The 16,100-nt window shown below is 38.8% G+C and carries 15 protein-coding genes; 10 read left to right on the forward strand and 5 right to left on the reverse strand.

Going from position 1 to position 16,100, the window contains the following annotated elements; genetic code table 11:
- Nucleotides 1-117: 117 nt before the first annotated feature.
- The gene (locus NSQ61_RS00245; RefSeq protein WP_327848607.1) at nt 118-783 is read right to left on the reverse strand and encodes a B3/B4 domain-containing protein; all 666 of its coding nucleotides are present in this window, start codon (nt 781-783) and stop codon (nt 118-120) included.
- An 82-nt stretch (nt 784-865) separates the two neighbouring features.
- Between NSQ61_RS00245 and queG the strand changes: the two genes are divergently transcribed.
- The 3 genes from queG to trmL are packed head-to-tail and all read left to right on the forward strand — an operon-like array spanning nt 866 to nt 3,466.
- Complete coding sequence (gene queG, locus NSQ61_RS00250) at nt 866-1,999, forward strand: tRNA epoxyqueuosine(34) reductase QueG (protein ID WP_327848606.1); 1,134 nt, start codon at nt 866-868, stop codon at nt 1,997-1,999.
- A 40-nt stretch (nt 2,000-2,039) separates the two neighbouring features.
- The gene (locus NSQ61_RS00255) at nt 2,040-2,960 is read left to right on the forward strand and encodes an amidase domain-containing protein (protein ID WP_339193262.1); all 921 of its coding nucleotides are present in this window, start codon (nt 2,040-2,042) and stop codon (nt 2,958-2,960) included.
- A 32-nt stretch (nt 2,961-2,992) separates the two neighbouring features.
- Nucleotides 2,993-3,466: a tRNA (uridine(34)/cytosine(34)/5-carboxymethylaminomethyluridine(34)-2'-O)-methyltransferase TrmL gene (trmL, locus tag NSQ61_RS00260; RefSeq protein ID WP_094244585.1), complete on the forward strand. Its 474-nt coding sequence runs from the start codon at nt 2,993-2,995 to the stop codon at nt 3,464-3,466.
- A 200-nt stretch (nt 3,467-3,666) separates the two neighbouring features.
- On the opposite strand, the gene NSQ61_RS00265 is transcribed toward trmL, so the two are convergent.
- On the reverse strand, nt 3,667-4,779 hold the full coding sequence (locus tag NSQ61_RS00265) for a glycerol dehydrogenase (RefSeq protein WP_063387244.1): 1,113 nt from the start codon (nt 4,777-4,779) through the stop codon (nt 3,667-3,669).
- A gap of 450 nt (nt 4,780-5,229) precedes the next feature.
- Between NSQ61_RS00265 and NSQ61_RS00270 the strand changes: the two genes are divergently transcribed.
- Together NSQ61_RS00270 and yhbH are read left to right on the forward strand one after the other, a co-directional pair.
- Nucleotides 5,230-7,125, forward strand: coding sequence for a PrkA family serine protein kinase (locus NSQ61_RS00270; protein WP_063387245.1), 1,896 nt, complete (start codon nt 5,230-5,232; stop codon nt 7,123-7,125).
- A gap of 198 nt (nt 7,126-7,323) precedes the next feature.
- Nucleotides 7,324-8,490 (forward strand): sporulation protein YhbH, encoded by a 1,167-nt coding sequence (gene yhbH / locus NSQ61_RS00275; protein WP_340805620.1) that lies wholly within the window; start codon nt 7,324-7,326, stop codon nt 8,488-8,490.
- Nucleotides 8,491-8,759: 269 nt separating this feature from the next.
- Here the strand turns inward: yhbH and yidC are convergent, their stop codons facing one another.
- Nucleotides 8,760-9,536 (reverse strand): membrane protein insertase YidC, encoded by a 777-nt coding sequence (gene yidC, locus NSQ61_RS00280; RefSeq protein WP_063387247.1) that lies wholly within the window; start codon nt 9,534-9,536, stop codon nt 8,760-8,762.
- A gap of 480 nt (nt 9,537-10,016) precedes the next feature.
- On the opposite strand from yidC, the gene NSQ61_RS00285 reads away from it, so the two are divergent.
- The 3 genes from NSQ61_RS00285 to NSQ61_RS00295 are packed head-to-tail and all read left to right on the forward strand — an operon-like array spanning nt 10,017 to nt 13,215.
- The gene (locus NSQ61_RS00285) at nt 10,017-10,577 is read left to right on the forward strand and encodes a biotin transporter BioY (protein WP_094244590.1); all 561 of its coding nucleotides are present in this window, start codon (nt 10,017-10,019) and stop codon (nt 10,575-10,577) included.
- 11 nt (nt 10,578-10,588) lie between these two features.
- On the forward strand, nt 10,589-12,070 hold the full coding sequence (locus NSQ61_RS00290) for an AMP-binding protein (protein WP_144597060.1): 1,482 nt from the start codon (nt 10,589-10,591) through the stop codon (nt 12,068-12,070).
- The gene (locus NSQ61_RS00295; RefSeq protein WP_144597062.1) at nt 12,067-13,215 is read left to right on the forward strand and encodes a thiolase family protein; all 1,149 of its coding nucleotides are present in this window, start codon (nt 12,067-12,069) and stop codon (nt 13,213-13,215) included. Before NSQ61_RS00290 ends, NSQ61_RS00295 begins: the two co-directional genes overlap by 4 nt.
- Nucleotides 13,216-13,416: 201 nt before the next feature.
- Here NSQ61_RS00295 and NSQ61_RS00300 read toward each other — a convergent pair whose 3' ends face one another.
- Together NSQ61_RS00300 and NSQ61_RS00305 are read right to left on the reverse strand one after the other, a co-directional pair.
- Nucleotides 13,417-14,034 (reverse strand): DedA family protein, encoded by a 618-nt coding sequence (locus tag NSQ61_RS00300; RefSeq protein WP_066250903.1) that lies wholly within the window; start codon nt 14,032-14,034, stop codon nt 13,417-13,419.
- A gap of 99 nt (nt 14,035-14,133) precedes the next feature.
- Nucleotides 14,134-14,373 carry a hypothetical protein gene (locus NSQ61_RS00305; protein WP_144597064.1) on the reverse strand — a complete coding sequence of 80 codons (240 nt, stop codon included), beginning with the start codon at nt 14,371-14,373 and terminating at the stop codon, nt 14,134-14,136.
- 196 nt (nt 14,374-14,569) lie between these two features.
- On the opposite strand from NSQ61_RS00305, the gene NSQ61_RS00310 reads away from it, so the two are divergent.
- On the forward strand, nt 14,570-15,145 hold the full coding sequence (locus NSQ61_RS00310) for an NAD(P)H-dependent oxidoreductase (RefSeq protein ID WP_144597066.1): 576 nt from the start codon (nt 14,570-14,572) through the stop codon (nt 15,143-15,145).
- Between the two features lie 81 nt (nt 15,146-15,226).
- Nucleotides 15,227-16,051, forward strand: coding sequence for an aldo/keto reductase (locus NSQ61_RS00315; RefSeq protein WP_094244595.1), 825 nt, complete (start codon nt 15,227-15,229; stop codon nt 16,049-16,051).
- Nucleotides 16,052-16,100: the final 49 nt, after the last annotated feature.

The following is a 16,100-nucleotide window of genomic DNA, read 5'->3' on the forward strand; positions in this document are numbered from 1 at the left end:
CATATCATTCATCAACGCAGTGTTTCGTTTTTATAAGCAAACGAAGCATTGCGTTTTTTCATTATAGAAATTTTGTATATGGCTGCCATGCCATTAAAAGAAAGAAAAGGGAGAGGCTTAAGCGAAAATTTGTTGGCGAGCATCTCCACCGTGAATTTGAACAAACATGTTTGCTATCGCTTCAAGTAATTTTTTTGCTTCTTCTGTCCGCATCGATGGCTTTAAATAAACGATATGTAAAGCGCTTGTTGTCGAAAGCTGTACTGCTGTTCGCTTAGAATCAACATAGGGGCTTCCGAAAGGTCCGTTTGCATCACAGGTTACTAGTTTATTTTCCAAATTCACTTGGCGGCCGTTGATGGCATCATATGAATCGCCATTTTTACCGATTTTTAACGTAATAGGTCCTTTTATTTTGTTTCGGTCGTAGATGCCTAACGGAATTTCATATTTCAAAGAGAAAAAATTATTTAAGTCAACTGCTGAATGGATAGACTGTAAGTATTGCTGTTTTTGAACGCGGCGAAAAAGAGCCTCATTGGATGGGCGGTATCGATTAGGATCAGTGCCAACACGCTTAAAGACTTCCCGCCATTCTCGAATGCCGTCTAATTCAACTGCATTTTTATTTTCTAGATCGAAAAAAATAGATTCTTGAAAGAAACGAAGTCTCCCTTTTAACATTTGGGGGGATTCGGATACTTGAATATGATCATACTCAATTAAGCCTATTTTAAAGTGAGGAATTCGTTGTTTGACCTCTTCAGCAATAAAAAATTCCATTGATTTCCCTCCTATTTTCAGCCATTTTATCTTAACATAGTTTATATATTTTTTGAAATAAAAACAAAGGGGGTGGAGCGGTGTGGATTTCACAGTTCTCAAACAAGAAATTATTGAATACAGCAAGCAAATTGGAATCGATAAAATCGGTTTTGCGAGTGCTGATGTTTTTGAAACATTGAAGGAGCGGCTAATTGTACAGCAGCAGTTAGGATATCAGTCAGGATTCGAGGAGCCTGATATCGAAAAGCGGACAAATCCTGAGCTGCTCCTTCCAAAAGCAAAATCGATTATCTCTATAGCGTTGGCATATCCTTCAAAAATGAAAAATGCTCCCAGAAGTACAAAAAAAGAGCGGCGCGGTTTATTTTGCAGGGCTTCATGGGGGACAGACTATCACGTGATTCTAAAAGATCGGTTAAAAAAGCTGGAAAGCTTTATTTTAGAAAAAGTGGACGGAGCACAGGTTAAATCGATGGTCGATACGGGGGAGCTGTCGGATCGGGCCGTAGCAGAGCGAGCCGGTATCGGATGGAGCGGAAAAAACTGCATGATTATTACACCGGAATTCGGCTCTTATGTATATTTAGGCGAAATGATTACAAATATTCCTTTTCCTTCCGACACCCCGATTGAAGACCGATGCGGATCCTGCAACATATGTGTCGATTCATGTCCGACTGGTGCGCTCGTGCAAGGCGGGCAGCTCAATTCAAAGAAATGTATTGCTTTTTTAACGCAAACAAAAGGGTTTCTGCCTGATGAATACCGTGGGAAAATCGGAAACAGGCTTTACGGCTGTGACACTTGTCAGCTTGTTTGTCCGGAAAATAAAGGAAAGGATTTCCATATCCATTCTGAAATGGAACCGGATCCTGAAATTGCAAAACCAAAATTAAAGCCGCTTCTTCATATTTCAAACCGCGAGTTTAAAGAAAAATTCGGCCATATAGCTGGTTCATGGAGAGGAAAAAAGCCGATTCAGCGAAATGCGATCATCGCTTTAGCCCATTATAAAGATAGAACGGCTTTGCCTGATTTAATTAAACTGATGCACGAAGATTCAAGACCGATTATTCGGGGAACCGCCGCATGGGCGATTGGAAGGATAGGAGATCAATCAGTGCTTTTTGAATTAGAAAAAGCTCTGGAAAAAGAACAAGATGAAGAAGTAAAGAATGAAATTGTCAAAGGAATTGAAATGTTGAAAGCATGATTTTAATTGTCACCATCATACGTATATAGAAGAAACGAAAATGGTGGTGACAAATGTGGACGTACAGGCTGTTTATCGAAAAATAAATGAAAAGCTGCAATTTTTAGTGAACAAATCTGTCAATCACAATCGGCAGCAATCTTCAGAGCTTGAATGGTGTGAAAAGAAAAAAGAGCTGGCAGCAAAACGAAAAGCGGAAATAGTGAAAGCGACTTGTCTCATAAAATGGCCGAAACAGATCGAAGATGAGGCAACCGTTTTAGATTATTTATGTGATTACAGGCTTCTTTATAAGCAAGGTGATTTTTTATATATAGAAGAAATTGGGGAAGAGCGGGTAGCGAAGTTTTCCAATAAAGGTCATTTAATATCTGATGAAGTTAAACTAAAAGACTGTTTTCATAAAGATGAAGAGGATGATTGGACAAACGAAAAATGGCAAGAAAAAGATGAACGGGTTTCTTTTCAATATGATCGGTTGAAAAGCGTCCAATATGCGGAACGGTGGTGGAACAGCAGAAATCCGAATTATCCTTATTTTGACGTAAATTGTACAAATTATGTTTCCCAATGTTTACGTGCCGGTGATGCGCCGATGAGAGGCTACCCGAACCGGTCATCAGGATGGTGGCTTGCGAATAATAATTGGAGCTACAGCTGGTCTGTAGCTCATGCGCTGATGCTGTATTTGTCCACATCGAAAACAGGACTTAGAGCGAAAGAAGTTTCGTCTCCTGAGCTGCTTAAGCCCGGGGATGTGATTTGTTATGATTTTCAAGGCGACGGCAGATTTGACCATTCAACATTTGTTGTTGCAAAAGATAAAAGCGATATGCCGCTTGTCAATGCCCAAACATCCAACAGCCGAATGAGATATTGGTCGTACGAAGACTCAACTGCCTATACAGAAAACATTCAATATAAATTTTTTCATATCATTGATGATAATGAGGATTCTTAAAAATGTTATAATAGTTTTCGAGGTGAATCATTGTGGCATTACACGTTGTTTTATATCAACCAGAAATCCCTGCAAATACTGGAAATATTGCTAGAACTTGTGCGGCGACTAATACAGCCCTTCATTTAATTCGTCCTTTAGGTTTTTCAACGGATGATAAAATGCTTCGACGCGCAGGGCTTGATTATTGGGAATTTGTAAACATTCATTATTATGATTCTCTTGACCATTTTTTTCAGCAAAACCAGAACGGGGATTTCTACTATATAACTAAATTTGGAAAACGATATTATACGAGCTATGATTTTAGTGATCCTTCCAAAGAGATTTTCTTCATTTTTGGACGTGAAACAACAGGACTTCCAAAAGAATTGCTTGCAGAAAATGAAGATCGGTGTTTGCGCATTCCAATGACGGAAAACGTTCGGGCATTAAATTTGTCGAACACTGCCGCTATTTTAGTGTATGAGGCGCTAAGACAGCAAAGCTTTCATGGATTATCTTAAACACTTTTAGTTTTGGGCTTCTTTCGGATTGTAAATATACATTATTTTTGGCGGTTATTCTGTTCAAATATAAAGGAAGTATGAGAAGGAGCGGACTACCATAAGGTTAAAAAAGCAAATACAAAGGCCAGAGCTGTCAAAGCGCCTGGCCTTTTTTGCAGTCAACAAGGTATCCCATGAAGAAATGCCAATTCAAAACGTTATTTGCGGTGTTTTTCTTTATATGCTTTCGCATATTGATCAGCAGCAAAAATCGCATCTGCTACATCATCAGCTGTCACATTGAATGCATTATGGATTGTTTCCCCTTCTGCGGTTGCTGCTTTAGCGACTTTTAGTATATCTTCGCGTGAAGCATCTTTTAATTTAATGTCCTCCAACGTGACTGGCAAATCAAGGCTCAAATAAAGCTCGATATAGCGTTCAATTTCTTGTTGTGAATGTTCTTCGAGAGCGAGCTGGACAAGAGTACCAAATGCCACTTTCTCTCCGTGTGTCAAATGATGTATTTCGCCTTCTAACGCGGTAAATCCGTTATGAATAGCATGAGCCGCTGCCAAACCGCCGCTTTCAAAACCTAGTCCGCTAAGGAGCGTGTTTGCTTCGACGACCGCTTCTAACGCAGGGGTGACGACTTTTGCTTTTACTGATTCATAGGCAAGCTTCCCGTACTTGAATAAAGTTTGTTCACATTTTTCTGCAATTGCTTCAGCTGCAATTGTAGGGATGCCGCCCGCCATCGTTTTTCCTCCGGATTTTATAACACTGCGTGCTTCCACCCAAGTTGCAAGTGCATCAGCGATTCCAGAGGCAAGTAAACGTGGCGGAGCATTAGCGATAATTTTCGTATCGACAAGTACAAGATCTGGATTCTTTTTATAAAAACGGTAGCTTTCAAATACGCCGTCATCAGAATATATAACAGAAAGAGCACTAGTTGGAGCATCAGTTGAAGCAGCTGTCGGCACAATCACTATATAAGCATCTAATTCATCCGCTACCGCTTTTGCGGTATCTAACGTTTTTCCTCCACCAACGCCGATTACAATAGTAGCTTCTGCTTTTCTTGCAATATTCGCGATTCTTTCTACCTCGTTTCTCGAAGCTTCTCCGCTAAAAACTACTTCTTCGGCTGCAATATTTCCTTTTTTTAATTCGTTTACAATTGTATGCCCAGCAATTTTCCAAACTATTTCATCAGCTATCACGACTGTCTTGTTTCCAATTCCTTCAAGATAATTCGCGATTTTTGTAATGACATTTTTACCTTGAACATATTTTGCAGGGCTGATAAATACTCTTTCTGCCGCCATAATTAGCACCCCTTTTATGTTTTTGGAGTTATTTTCATGGAACTAAAACAAGCCGCAATTCCCTACCTGCTTTATCGCTTCACAAAATTATCGGGAGGACTACTTGTGAACAAATCATCAATATGCACAAAATTATTTTTTGTTGACACCAGGTTTATCGTTGTATCCTGCAGTGAAAATAGCAATTAAAAATGTGATGCAGACACCTAAAACTAAAGCAGTTTTCATGAAAAAGATCCCTCCTTCATATGTACAACGTAATCAAAAATTACTAGTTTTATTATACATTAACATTCCCAACGAGTGAAAGAATTTCCCTAAGGTTTGTCATTTTGTCAAAATTTTTTAACTCATTTTCAAATATTAAGCTAATCAAAAAGCATCTTTAAGGACATCCTCGCATAAATTGTATTAATCTGGTGCTCAAACCAACGATGGAGGAGGTCCCTGATGGATATTTTGAAAAAAATCGAAAAGCATAGAGAAATGGAAGAGCGCTTAAAATGGGAAGGCACCTTCGCTGAATATTTGGAAATATTAAAAGAAAAACCATGGATAGCCCAATCCGCCCATTCTCGCGTTTATAATATGATAAAAGATGCAGGGATTGAGGAGATTAATGGCCGAAAACGATATAAATTTTTCAACCAGGAAATTTTTGGACTGGACGAAGCATTGGAACGTCTTGTGGAAGAATATTTTCATCCCGCTGCTAAGCGGCTGGATGTAAGAAAAAGAATTCTGTTGTTAATGGGTCCTGTCAGCGGCGGAAAATCTACACTTGTCACTTTGTTAAAAAGGGGATTAGAAGAATATTCGAAAACCGATAGAGGTGCAGTTTATGCAATTAAAGGCTGCCCGATGCATGAAGATCCTTTGCACTTAATTCCGCACCATCTTCGCGACGACTTTTATAAAGAATACGGCATTCGAATTGAAGGCAATTTATCTCCGCTTAATATGATGCGCCTTGAAGAAGAATACGGCGGAAGAATTGAGGATGTTTTAGTTGAACGAATTTTTTTCTCAGAAGACAAACGGGTAGGAATCGGCACATTCAGTCCGTCTGATCCAAAATCGCAGGATATTGCCGATTTAACGGGAAGTATAGATTTTTCTACAATTGCTGAATACGGCTCAGAATCCGATCCGAGGGCTTATCGATTTGATGGAGAGCTTAACAAGGCAAACAGAGGAATGATGGAATTTCAAGAGATGTTGAAATGTGATGAAAAATTTTTATGGCATCTGCTATCTCTAACTCAGGAAGGAAATTTTAAAGCGGGCCGATTTGCGCTCATTTCAGCTGATGAGCTCATAGTCGCTCACACGAATGAAACAGAATATCGTTCATTTATTTCAAACAAAAAAAATGAGGCTCTCCATTCGCGAATTATCGTCATGCCGATCCCGTATAATTTAAAGGTCTCCGATGAAGAAAGAATTTACGAAAAAATGATTAAAGAAAGCGATGTATCCGATGTTCATATCGCTCCTCATACATTGAGAGTAGCGGCAATGTTTACTATTTTAACCCGTTTAAAGGAGCCGAAGAGATCGGATATCGATCTTGTGAAAAAGATGCGGCTTTACGACGGAGAATTGGTTGAAGGGTTTAATGCTGTAGATGTGGAAGAGCTAAAAAAAGAATATCCGGAAGAAGGAATGAGCGGCATCGATCCTCGTTACGTCATCAATCGGATTTCTTCTACCATTATTCGGAAAGAAGTGCCTTCTATCAATGCGTTAGATGTACTTCGTTCGTTAAAAGAAGGTTTATATCAGCATCCTTCGATTTCAGAAGAAGACCGTGAGCGTTATTTGAATTTCATTTCCATCGCGCGGAAAGAATACGATGAAATTGCGAAAAAAGAGGTTCAAAAGGCGTTTGTCTATTCATATGAAGAATCGGCAAAAACTTTAATGGACAACTATTTAGATAATGTTGAAGCGTATTGCAATAAAAGCAAAATCCGCGATCCGCTGACAGGCGAGGAAATGAATCCGGATGAAAAATTGATGCGTTCAATTGAGGAGCAAATCGGCATCTCAGAAAATGCAAAAAAAGCTTTCCGAGAAGAAATTTTGATTCGCATTTCAGCATATGCAAGAAAAGGGAAACGTTTTGACTACAATTCCCATGAGCGGTTGCGCGAAGCTATTCAGAAAAAATTGTTTGCTGATTTGAAGGACGTTGTGAAAATTACAACGTCAACTAAAACGCCTGACGAACAGCAATTAAAGAAAATTAACGAGGTTGTAGCGAGACTCATTGATGAATATGGATACAATTCAACATCTGCCAATGAACTTCTTCGCTATGTAGGCAGTTTACTAAATCGTTGACAATTGAAGCTGGTTTCGTTCATGATTCGCCCAATGGGCGCTATTTTTTTCAAAATTTCTAATCAAAAAAGGTGTGCAACAGCATGTCAATTTTGGAAGGTTCGAGCATATGATAGAATAATCTTTTATTTGTCCAAACGAACCCATTCGTTTGAATATAATAAAAGAATTGCCAAGTTTTTTAAGGGAGGGAAAAAAATGACATCCAAAGGGAACCATCACTTTGTTGTTTCTAGAGAGGATTGGTCCCTCCATCGTAAAGGCCATGATGACCAAGTTCGCCATCAAGAAAAAGTGCAAGAAGCGATTCGCAATAATCTCCCTGATCTTATTTCAGAAGAAAGCATCATCATGTCAAACGGAAAAAATGTAGTAAAAATTCCGATACGGTCGCTTGATGAATATAAAATTCGATATAACTATGACAAAAACAAACATGTCGGCCAAGGAAAGGGAGACAGTAAAATTGGCGATGTTGTTGCGAGGGATGGCAGCAATGATGCACAAGCAGCTGGGAAAGGCGAAGGCGCTGGAGATTTGCCTGGAGAGGACTATTATGAAGCTGAAGTGTCGATTATGGACTTGGAAAAAGCGTTCTTTCAGGAACTTGAACTTCCAGATTTACAGCAAAAAGAAATGGATGAGAATATTGCTGAAAAAATAGAATTTAACGATGTTCGCCGTACAGGCCTTATGGGAAACATTGATAAAAAACGGACAATGCTTTCGGCATTTAAACGAAATGCGATGGCAGGAAAACGAAGTTTTTATCCGATATATCCGGAAGATTTGAAATTTAAAACTTGGAACGAAGTGGAAAAACCAGAGTCAAAAGCTGTTGTGCTTGCAATGATGGATACGAGCGGTTCTATGGGAATATGGGAAAAATACATGGCAAGAAGTTTCTTCTTTTGGATGATTAGATTTTTAAGATCGAAATACGAAACGGTAGATATTGAATTTATTGCCCATCATACGGAGGCAAAGGTTGTCACTGAGGATGAATTTTTTTCAAAAGGTGAAAGCGGAGGCACCATTTGTTCTTCTGCCTATCGAAAAGCATTAGCACTTATTGAAGAAAAATACTCGCCTTCCCGGTACAATATTTATCCGTTCCATTTTTCCGATGGAGATAATTTAACTTCAGATAACAGCCGATGCGTGAAGCTTGTCGAAGAACTAATGAAAATTTGCAACATCTTTTGTTACGGCGAGGTCAACCAGTACAACAGATACTCCACCTTAATGTCAGCTTATAAAAACATCAACAATCCAAAATTCCGCTATTTTGTGTTAAAGCAAAAAGCAGATGTGTTTCATGCGATGAAAACTTTTTTTAAAAAACAAGAAAGTAAAACCGGCTAAGTGTGAAAAGGGAACCTGACATAGGTTCCTTCTTTTGTTTTGCAGTTTCTAGTAACAGCTGTTCAAAAAGATTTTTTGAAGGAAAATTTCAGCAGATTCATTTGCATGTTGGAGAGAAGATAAGCACGAAGATTTTCACAGTCCCCTTCAACCAAAAAAATTTCCTCCTGCGCTAGACAGGTGATTTTACTGTCTAACGCAAGAGGAAAGATCAATTCGCTAGTTTATTCATATTGTTCGCAAAAGGTATTTTTGTACGGCTACTGATTCTACTGTTCAGAGTTCTTGCCTTTTTCTTTTTCTATTGGTTTATAGTAGAGCTTTTGCGCAAGTAATGTTTGCAGAATAAGGAATGATCCGCTTACTGTCCAGTAAAGAGGCAAGGCAGCTGGTGAAGCAAAAGAAGCTGTTCCTATCATTAGCGGCGACAGCATTCCCATCATTTTCATCGGTCCTTGCAATTGATCTTCAGGTACCGTTCTAATGGAAACTTTAAATTGCACATAATAAATAGCTGCAGCACAAAGCGTCAAAATAAGGTCAGGTGTTCCGAGATTAAACCATAAAAATGAATGTGTTGCAATTTCTTTCGAACCGCGAATGGCATAATACAGCCCCATGATGATCGGCATTTGAATAATAATGGGAAGGCAGCCCATTTTCAATGGATTGATGTCGTGCTTTCGATAGAAATCCATCATTTCCTTTTGAATTTTTTGTTGTTCTGCTTGATCCTTCGCCTTTTTAAACCTTTCTTGCAGCTCCTTCATCTCCGGCATGACTTTCTCCATTTTCAATTTCATATTTTGCTGGTCTTTATATTGGCGAAGCATTAACGGCATAAGAATCAACCGAATCAAGACCGTAATTAAAATAATCGCGATTCCATAGCTGCCGTGAAACCAGTCCGCAAAAGTTTTAATAATAATTGAAAAAGGTTCAACGAATGTTTGATGGAAAAAGCCTGATTGATTTGAGCTGCCAGCGCTGCATCCAGTTAGTGCAACAAAAGTGATCATGACTACGATATACAAAATATTTCGCATCTTTTTCCTCCTTATAAATAAACAAAATGTGTCTCCAACAGGGAAGGAAAAAGATGATCCTCCATATCGTCCGGTCCCTCTTTCCGCTTTCTTTTCTTTATAAGAAATGAAAGAAAAAGGAAAGTGAAATACGGGATCTCTCTTGAAATGCTGTCAAAAAAGCTGTTTTTGAACTGTTCAAATTTCGCTTTGGCAGAAATTTGATAACCAGTACGGACATAACGATGAAAAAAGTTTAGCCCGATCTGTATGCAGATCTGCAGTGAAAGGGCGATGATTAATGTATCAAAAGTCAGCTCTAGTTCGGGCACAAGAGTCACCTCAATAGCAATTATAAAGATATTGTATCGTGAACAAGCCTAATTGTCATTTCTTTATGAAAAAACATTTTAATGTAAACTTAAATAAATTTTAGGTTTACAAAAATCGTTATTTCAACTATTATGTGATTATAAAATTTTTTCGAAAGGAGTTATTTATATGAAGTTATATGATATGGTATTAGTATCAATGTTCGCGGCTGTTGTTGCTGTGCTCGGCCTCATACCGCCGATTGCGCTTCCGTTCACGCCAGTGCCAATCACCGCTCAAACATTGGGTGTGATGCTGGCAGGGGCAATATTAGGATCCAAACGAGGATTTATCAGTTTATTGTTGTTTGTATTACTTGTAGGAGCCGGAGCACCGATTCTTGCTGGCGGAAGAGGCGGGCTGGCAGTATTATTTGGTCCGAGCGGTGGATATATTTTATCTTGGCCTTTTGCATCCTTTATAATCGGTTTTTTAGTTGAAAAGAATTTTGAAAAATTAGCATTTTGGAAAGTGTTAGTATTTAATATAATTGGAGGCATTTTATTTGTTTATTTATGCGGCATTTCCTATTTGTCTTGGATTGCCAATATGAATTGGATAAGTGCGAGCATATCGGCGTTGGCTTATATTCCAGGAGATTTAACAAAAGCGGTGATTTCAGCATTTTTGGCAGTAAGAATTCAAAAATCGTATCCATTGATTAAAGCTCGTAATAAACAGGCTGCTTAAGGGGTGAGCTGATGGGGATCGGGAGAAACATTAGTCAATTTGCATACGAACATCCTCAAAAACCGGCAATTAAACAAATAAATGGAGAGACAGTTACATATTATGAACTGTACGAAAATATAAAAAAAATACAAACAGCTTTCGTTCGAATGACAAACAAAAAAAATATAAAAGTTGGCATATTAATGGGAAACACTTCAGAATTTTTAGAAGTGTTTTTTGCCGTTATTACACTTGGCGGGATTGCTGTTCCTTTTGATCCAAAATGGAGAAAGCGCGATATCCGGCATGTATTGGAAAGCGGCCAGCTGGATGTATGCATTGGAAGCCGCGATTTTTTGGAGCGGACCGGAATAAAGCAGGAGAACGTCATGTTAATTGACGAAATAAAAAAAGATGTCCAAACGGATCATCACGAGAAGTGGGAAGAGTTTGATGAAGAATTGTTTTATCTCGGCTTTACTTCAGGTTCAACTGGAAAACCGAAAGGATATATGAGAAATCATAAATCCTGGCTGGAAAGCTTTAATGTCGGAGAACAAATTTTTGGATATGGAAAAAATGATGTCATCCTTGCTCCCGGTCCTTTATGTCATTCGTTGTCCCTGTTTGCGGCTGTTCACGCCTTACATATCGGGGCGACTTTTTATTTGCTCCCGGCTTTTTCTCAAAAGGAAACATTTAATATTTTGTTAAAGAGAGAGGCAACTGTATTTTATGGTGTTCCAACGATGATTCAAGCTTTGCTTCAAATGAAGAAAAATGAAGAGAAATGCATAATGAACAATGTAACAATCATTTCGTCTGGTGCAAAGCTTTCTTATGAAGCTAGAAAGCAGTTAAAAGAAATGTTTCCGAACGGACAGTTGTTTGAGTTTTATGGCGCATCAGAATTAAGCTTTGTCAGTTATGTCGATGATGAAATTTTTAAAAAAGCGCCAAAAAGTGTCGGCATTCCTTTTCCAGGTGTGGAAGTAGCAATCAGAAAAAAAGATGGATCGGAAGCATCCTTTAATGAAGTTGGGGAAGTAGTCGTACGTAGCAATTTATTATTTTCAGGGTATTTCAACAACCCGATTGAAACAAAAAATGTATTGAAGGATGACGGCGCATCAATTGGTGATTTAGGGTACTTAGACGAGAACGGTTTTCTAACGATCGTTGGGCGCGAGAAAAATATGTTCATCAGCGGCGGTTTAAATATTTATCCGGAAGAAATTGAAAAAGTTTTGAAGGAACGGGATGAGGTTGAGGAAGCGGTTGTCATTGGAGTAGAGGACGATTATTGGGGGCAAAAGCCGGTTGCATTTATTAAATGGAAAGAGAAAGCTCAGCATAGAAGCTTCAATGCATTAAAGCGCTATTGCCGATCTGAGCTCCCGTTATATAAATGCCCGCGAACGTTTTATGAAGTGGACGAGTTCCCTTATACATCCAGCGGAAAGATTGCGCGAAAAGAACTTGAATTCATTGTGAAAGGGGAAGAAAAATGACGATCCCTGTCATTGTTATGGCAAAAAGAACGCCTATTGGAAAAATGGGGGGAATGTTTAAAAACGTCCGCCCTGAACAACTGGCTGCTGCAGTCATCAAAGCGGTTGTAGACGAGAGCGGAATTGATCCGCAGGAAATTGATGAAGTTATTTTAGGAAATGCGGTCGGTCCAGGAGGAAATATCGCTAGACTCTCACTCCTTTTAGCGGGGCTTCCCGATCAAGTTCCGGGTATTACTGTTGATCGCCAATGCGGATCAGGATTGGAAGCGGTGAATCTCGCTTGCCGGCTTGTCCAATCAGGAGCCGGCGACATTTATATTGCCGGAGGAGTCGAAAGTACAAGCCTTGCCCCTTGGAAAATTGAAAAACCTTTATCTTTATATGAAATGAAGCCACCTAAGATCTATACGAGAGCACGGTTTTCGCCGGAGTCGTTCGGTGATCCTGAAATGGGGGAAGCGGCGGAAAATGTTGCGGAAGCGTTTCAAATTTCAAGGGAAGAGCAGGACTTGTTTGCATACAGCAGCCATCAAAAAGCGGTTCAAGCGATGGAGAATGACAGATTCAGCAGTGAAATTGTCCCTGTAAATGGCATGGATCGTGATGAATGTCCAAGGAAAAGGTTGAGCTTGGAAAGGCTTCGTGCCATGAAGCCGATATTTAAAGAAAATGGCACAGTGACTGTTGGAAATTCTTGTCCATTGAATGACGGGGCTTGTGCCGTCCTTGTCATGTCTGAAAAAAAATGCCGAGAGCTTGGGCTTCTGCCCGTTCTGAAATTTGTCGATTGTACAAGTGCAGGTGTCGATCCGAACCTTTTAGGCATTGGTCCTGTTCCAGCAGTGCAACAGCTGCTGAAACGAACCGGCTTCCAAATGGAGGATATCGATTTAATCGAATTTAATGAAGCTTTTGCCTCTCAAGTATTGGCTTCTGTTAAGCAATTAAACATCCCATTGGAAAAGCTGAATGTGGGAGGAGGGGCTATTGCCATCGGACATCCTTATGGTGCTTCAGGCGCTATTCTTGTTGCAAGGCTTTGCACAGAAATGAAAAGATTGAGAGGCAAACGGGCAATCGCAACATTAGGAATCGCAGGTGGTCTGGGCCTCGCTACATTGTTTGAATTGTATGACGCATAAAACAAATCATTGGAAAGCGCGTTTTCGAAGCAGCTTTCCAATATCCTTTCATTCGGCCAGACAAGTGGAAATAATCGCTTATCAGCGATGAATGGAATAGCTAAGCCTCAATCATCATTGCGAGCGGTATTTGTTTGATTGAGGCGAGCCAAAAGTATAAAAAACGCGCATATATTATTTTTCAGCGCTTCAGGCAAAGCGTTATGATTTGGAGCGTCGGAATCGAAAAAAATACCAAATGATGATTGCAGCAAATACAAGAACGGCGATCACAGCATAAATGATTTTCGAATAAATATCTATGTATTCGGTAATGAGAGGCCAAGCTTCTCCTAATCCCGCGCCAACCGATACGAGAAATATATTCCATACGAGAGAACCGATCGTAGTGAAAATCAAAAATAAAACGAAATTCATGTTGGACATTCCAGCAGGAATGGAAATTAAGCTTCGCAATAACGGAATAACTCGGCAAAATAACACAGTCCATATGCCGTAACGATCAAACCAATTGTCTGCTTTATGTATATCCTCTTTTGAAATTTTCAATATGTATCCCCAACGGTCAACAATTTTTTCCAACCTCTCAACATCCAGCAACAGACCGACGCCGTATAAAATGATTGCACCGACAACGGAGCCGCAAGTTGCCGCCAAAATAACTCCTGGAACTGTCAGGTTCGAATAAGTGGTCATAAAACCGCCAAAAGGAAGGACAATTTCGGACGGAATCGGTGGAAAAATGTTTTCTAGCGCAATAATTAAAAAAATCCCGAGGTAGCCATATTGTTCCATAAAATCTGTAATCCAGTTTTCCATTCAAGTTCCTCCTATAAAGAACAAATTCTCTATATATTATACTAAAGAAATTGTCCTAAATGATCAAAAATAAAAATCCAGCCAATTGACTGGATGTCCCTAAAGAAGTATATAAAGCTGATAAAGTACAAGTAGAACGGTGGACACAATGAAAATGTTTTTGGCTACTATTTGTTTTTTCTGTTTGTCAATGATTTTCAATTCTTTTTTATTTACTTTCGAGTGATTGGCTGTAATCCATTGTTTTACTTCCCTTTTGTTTTGACAGGTCGCTAAATACGTTTCTCCATTTTTTCCAGTTGCATGAATAATAAAACGGCAAGTTTTTTTTGTACTCAAATAGTATTCCCAACCTTTTAAAAAAGATTTAGATTACTGTTATTTTACCAAGTTCCAACTAACTTTCAACCTTATTTTAAGATTATTTTCCTTTTCAAAAATTATGAAAAATGAAAGGGGATTCATTATGTGCTGTCGTGCATGAAGATCAACAAGAACTTTCATACTAAAAGTAACATCGTCTGGAGGTAGTTTTATGAATACACTGATTATTTACGCCCATCCTAATCCCAACAGTTTTAATTATGCGATCTTGCAGACTACTGTACAAAAACTTCAGCAGAAACAGCATGAAATTAGAATTCGGGATTTGTATGAAATGAATTTTAATCCTGTCTTAAAAGAAGATTACTTTACAAAACAAAATCCAGCCGTATCCAAAGCGATACAAGAGGAACAAATGCATTTTTCGTGGGCAAAACAATTAATTTTTATTTATCCGACATGGTGGAACGGCATGCCCGCTATTTTAAAAGGATATATCGAAAAAATATTCACGAATGGCTTCGCTTTTACGTTTACGGATGAAGGGGCAAAAGGGCTTTTGCAAAATAAAAGAGCGATTATTTTTCAAACAACATCTCATCCGGAAAATTATTTAAAGCCATATCAGTTAATTGCATCAATGGAGACAATCGTTGATGTCGGTATTTTAAATTTTTGCGGGATTGAAACAATCACTCATAAGTTTTTTTATTCAGTTCCTTATGTCGATGAAAATACAAAAAAGGCGATGCTAAAGGAAGTAGAAGATATAGTTGAAATGATTTAATCTTTTCGAAATATTCACTTTTTGATAAGGATCATGCATAATAGAAATGATGCACCAAAACTAGAAAGGGAGTGGAGTTGGTTGGTCAAAAGCTTGCAAGATACGGTGACTTTACATAATGGTGTTAAAATGCCGTGGTTTGGTTTAGGCGTATATAAAGTCAATGAAGGGGAAGAAGTAATTCAAGCTGTAAAATCAGCAATTAAAGCGGGCTACCGCAGCATAGATACGGCGGCATATTATAAAAATGAAGAGGGAGTCGGAATTGCGATAAAAGAATCGGGAATACCGAGAGAAGAACTATTTATCACAACAAAAGTTTGGAATGACGATCAAGGCTACGACTCTACATTAAAAGCGTTTGATGACAGCCTAAATCGATTAGGATTAGACTATTTGGATCTATATTTAATCCACTGGCCAGTTTCAGGAAAATATAAAGAAACATGGAAGGCATTAGAACGGTTGTATAAAGACGGAAGAGTTCGGGCGATTGGAGTCTGCAACTTCCATGTTCACCATTTAGAGGATTTATTGCAAAGTGCGGAGATTAAACCGATGGTTAATCAGGTGGAATTTCATCCAAGATTAACACAGGAGGAACTTAGAAAATATTGCAAAGAGCAAAACATTCAATTTGAAGCTTGGTCCCCGCTTATGAGAGGTGGGCTTCTCGATAATGAAACTTTAGCCGAGATTGCTGAAAAATACAATAAAACGATCGCACAGGTGATTCTCCGTTGGGATCTTCAACATGAGGTCGTGACAATTCCAAAATCGACAAAAGAGCATCGAATTATTGAAAATGCTTCTATTTTCGATTTTGAACTATCTCAAGAAGATATGGAAAAAATCGATTCCCTCAATAAAAATGAGCGGATAGGTCCTGATCCTGATACTTTTTAAAAGGTAAGAAATAAGAAATCGGTAATACTACAAGCCTTTCCTATATGCT

Origin of the sequence: Aeribacillus sp. FSL K6-1121, from assembly GCF_038003725.1 — a bacterium.
GTDB lineage: Bacteria > Bacillota > Bacilli > Bacillales > Aeribacillaceae > Aeribacillus > Aeribacillus composti.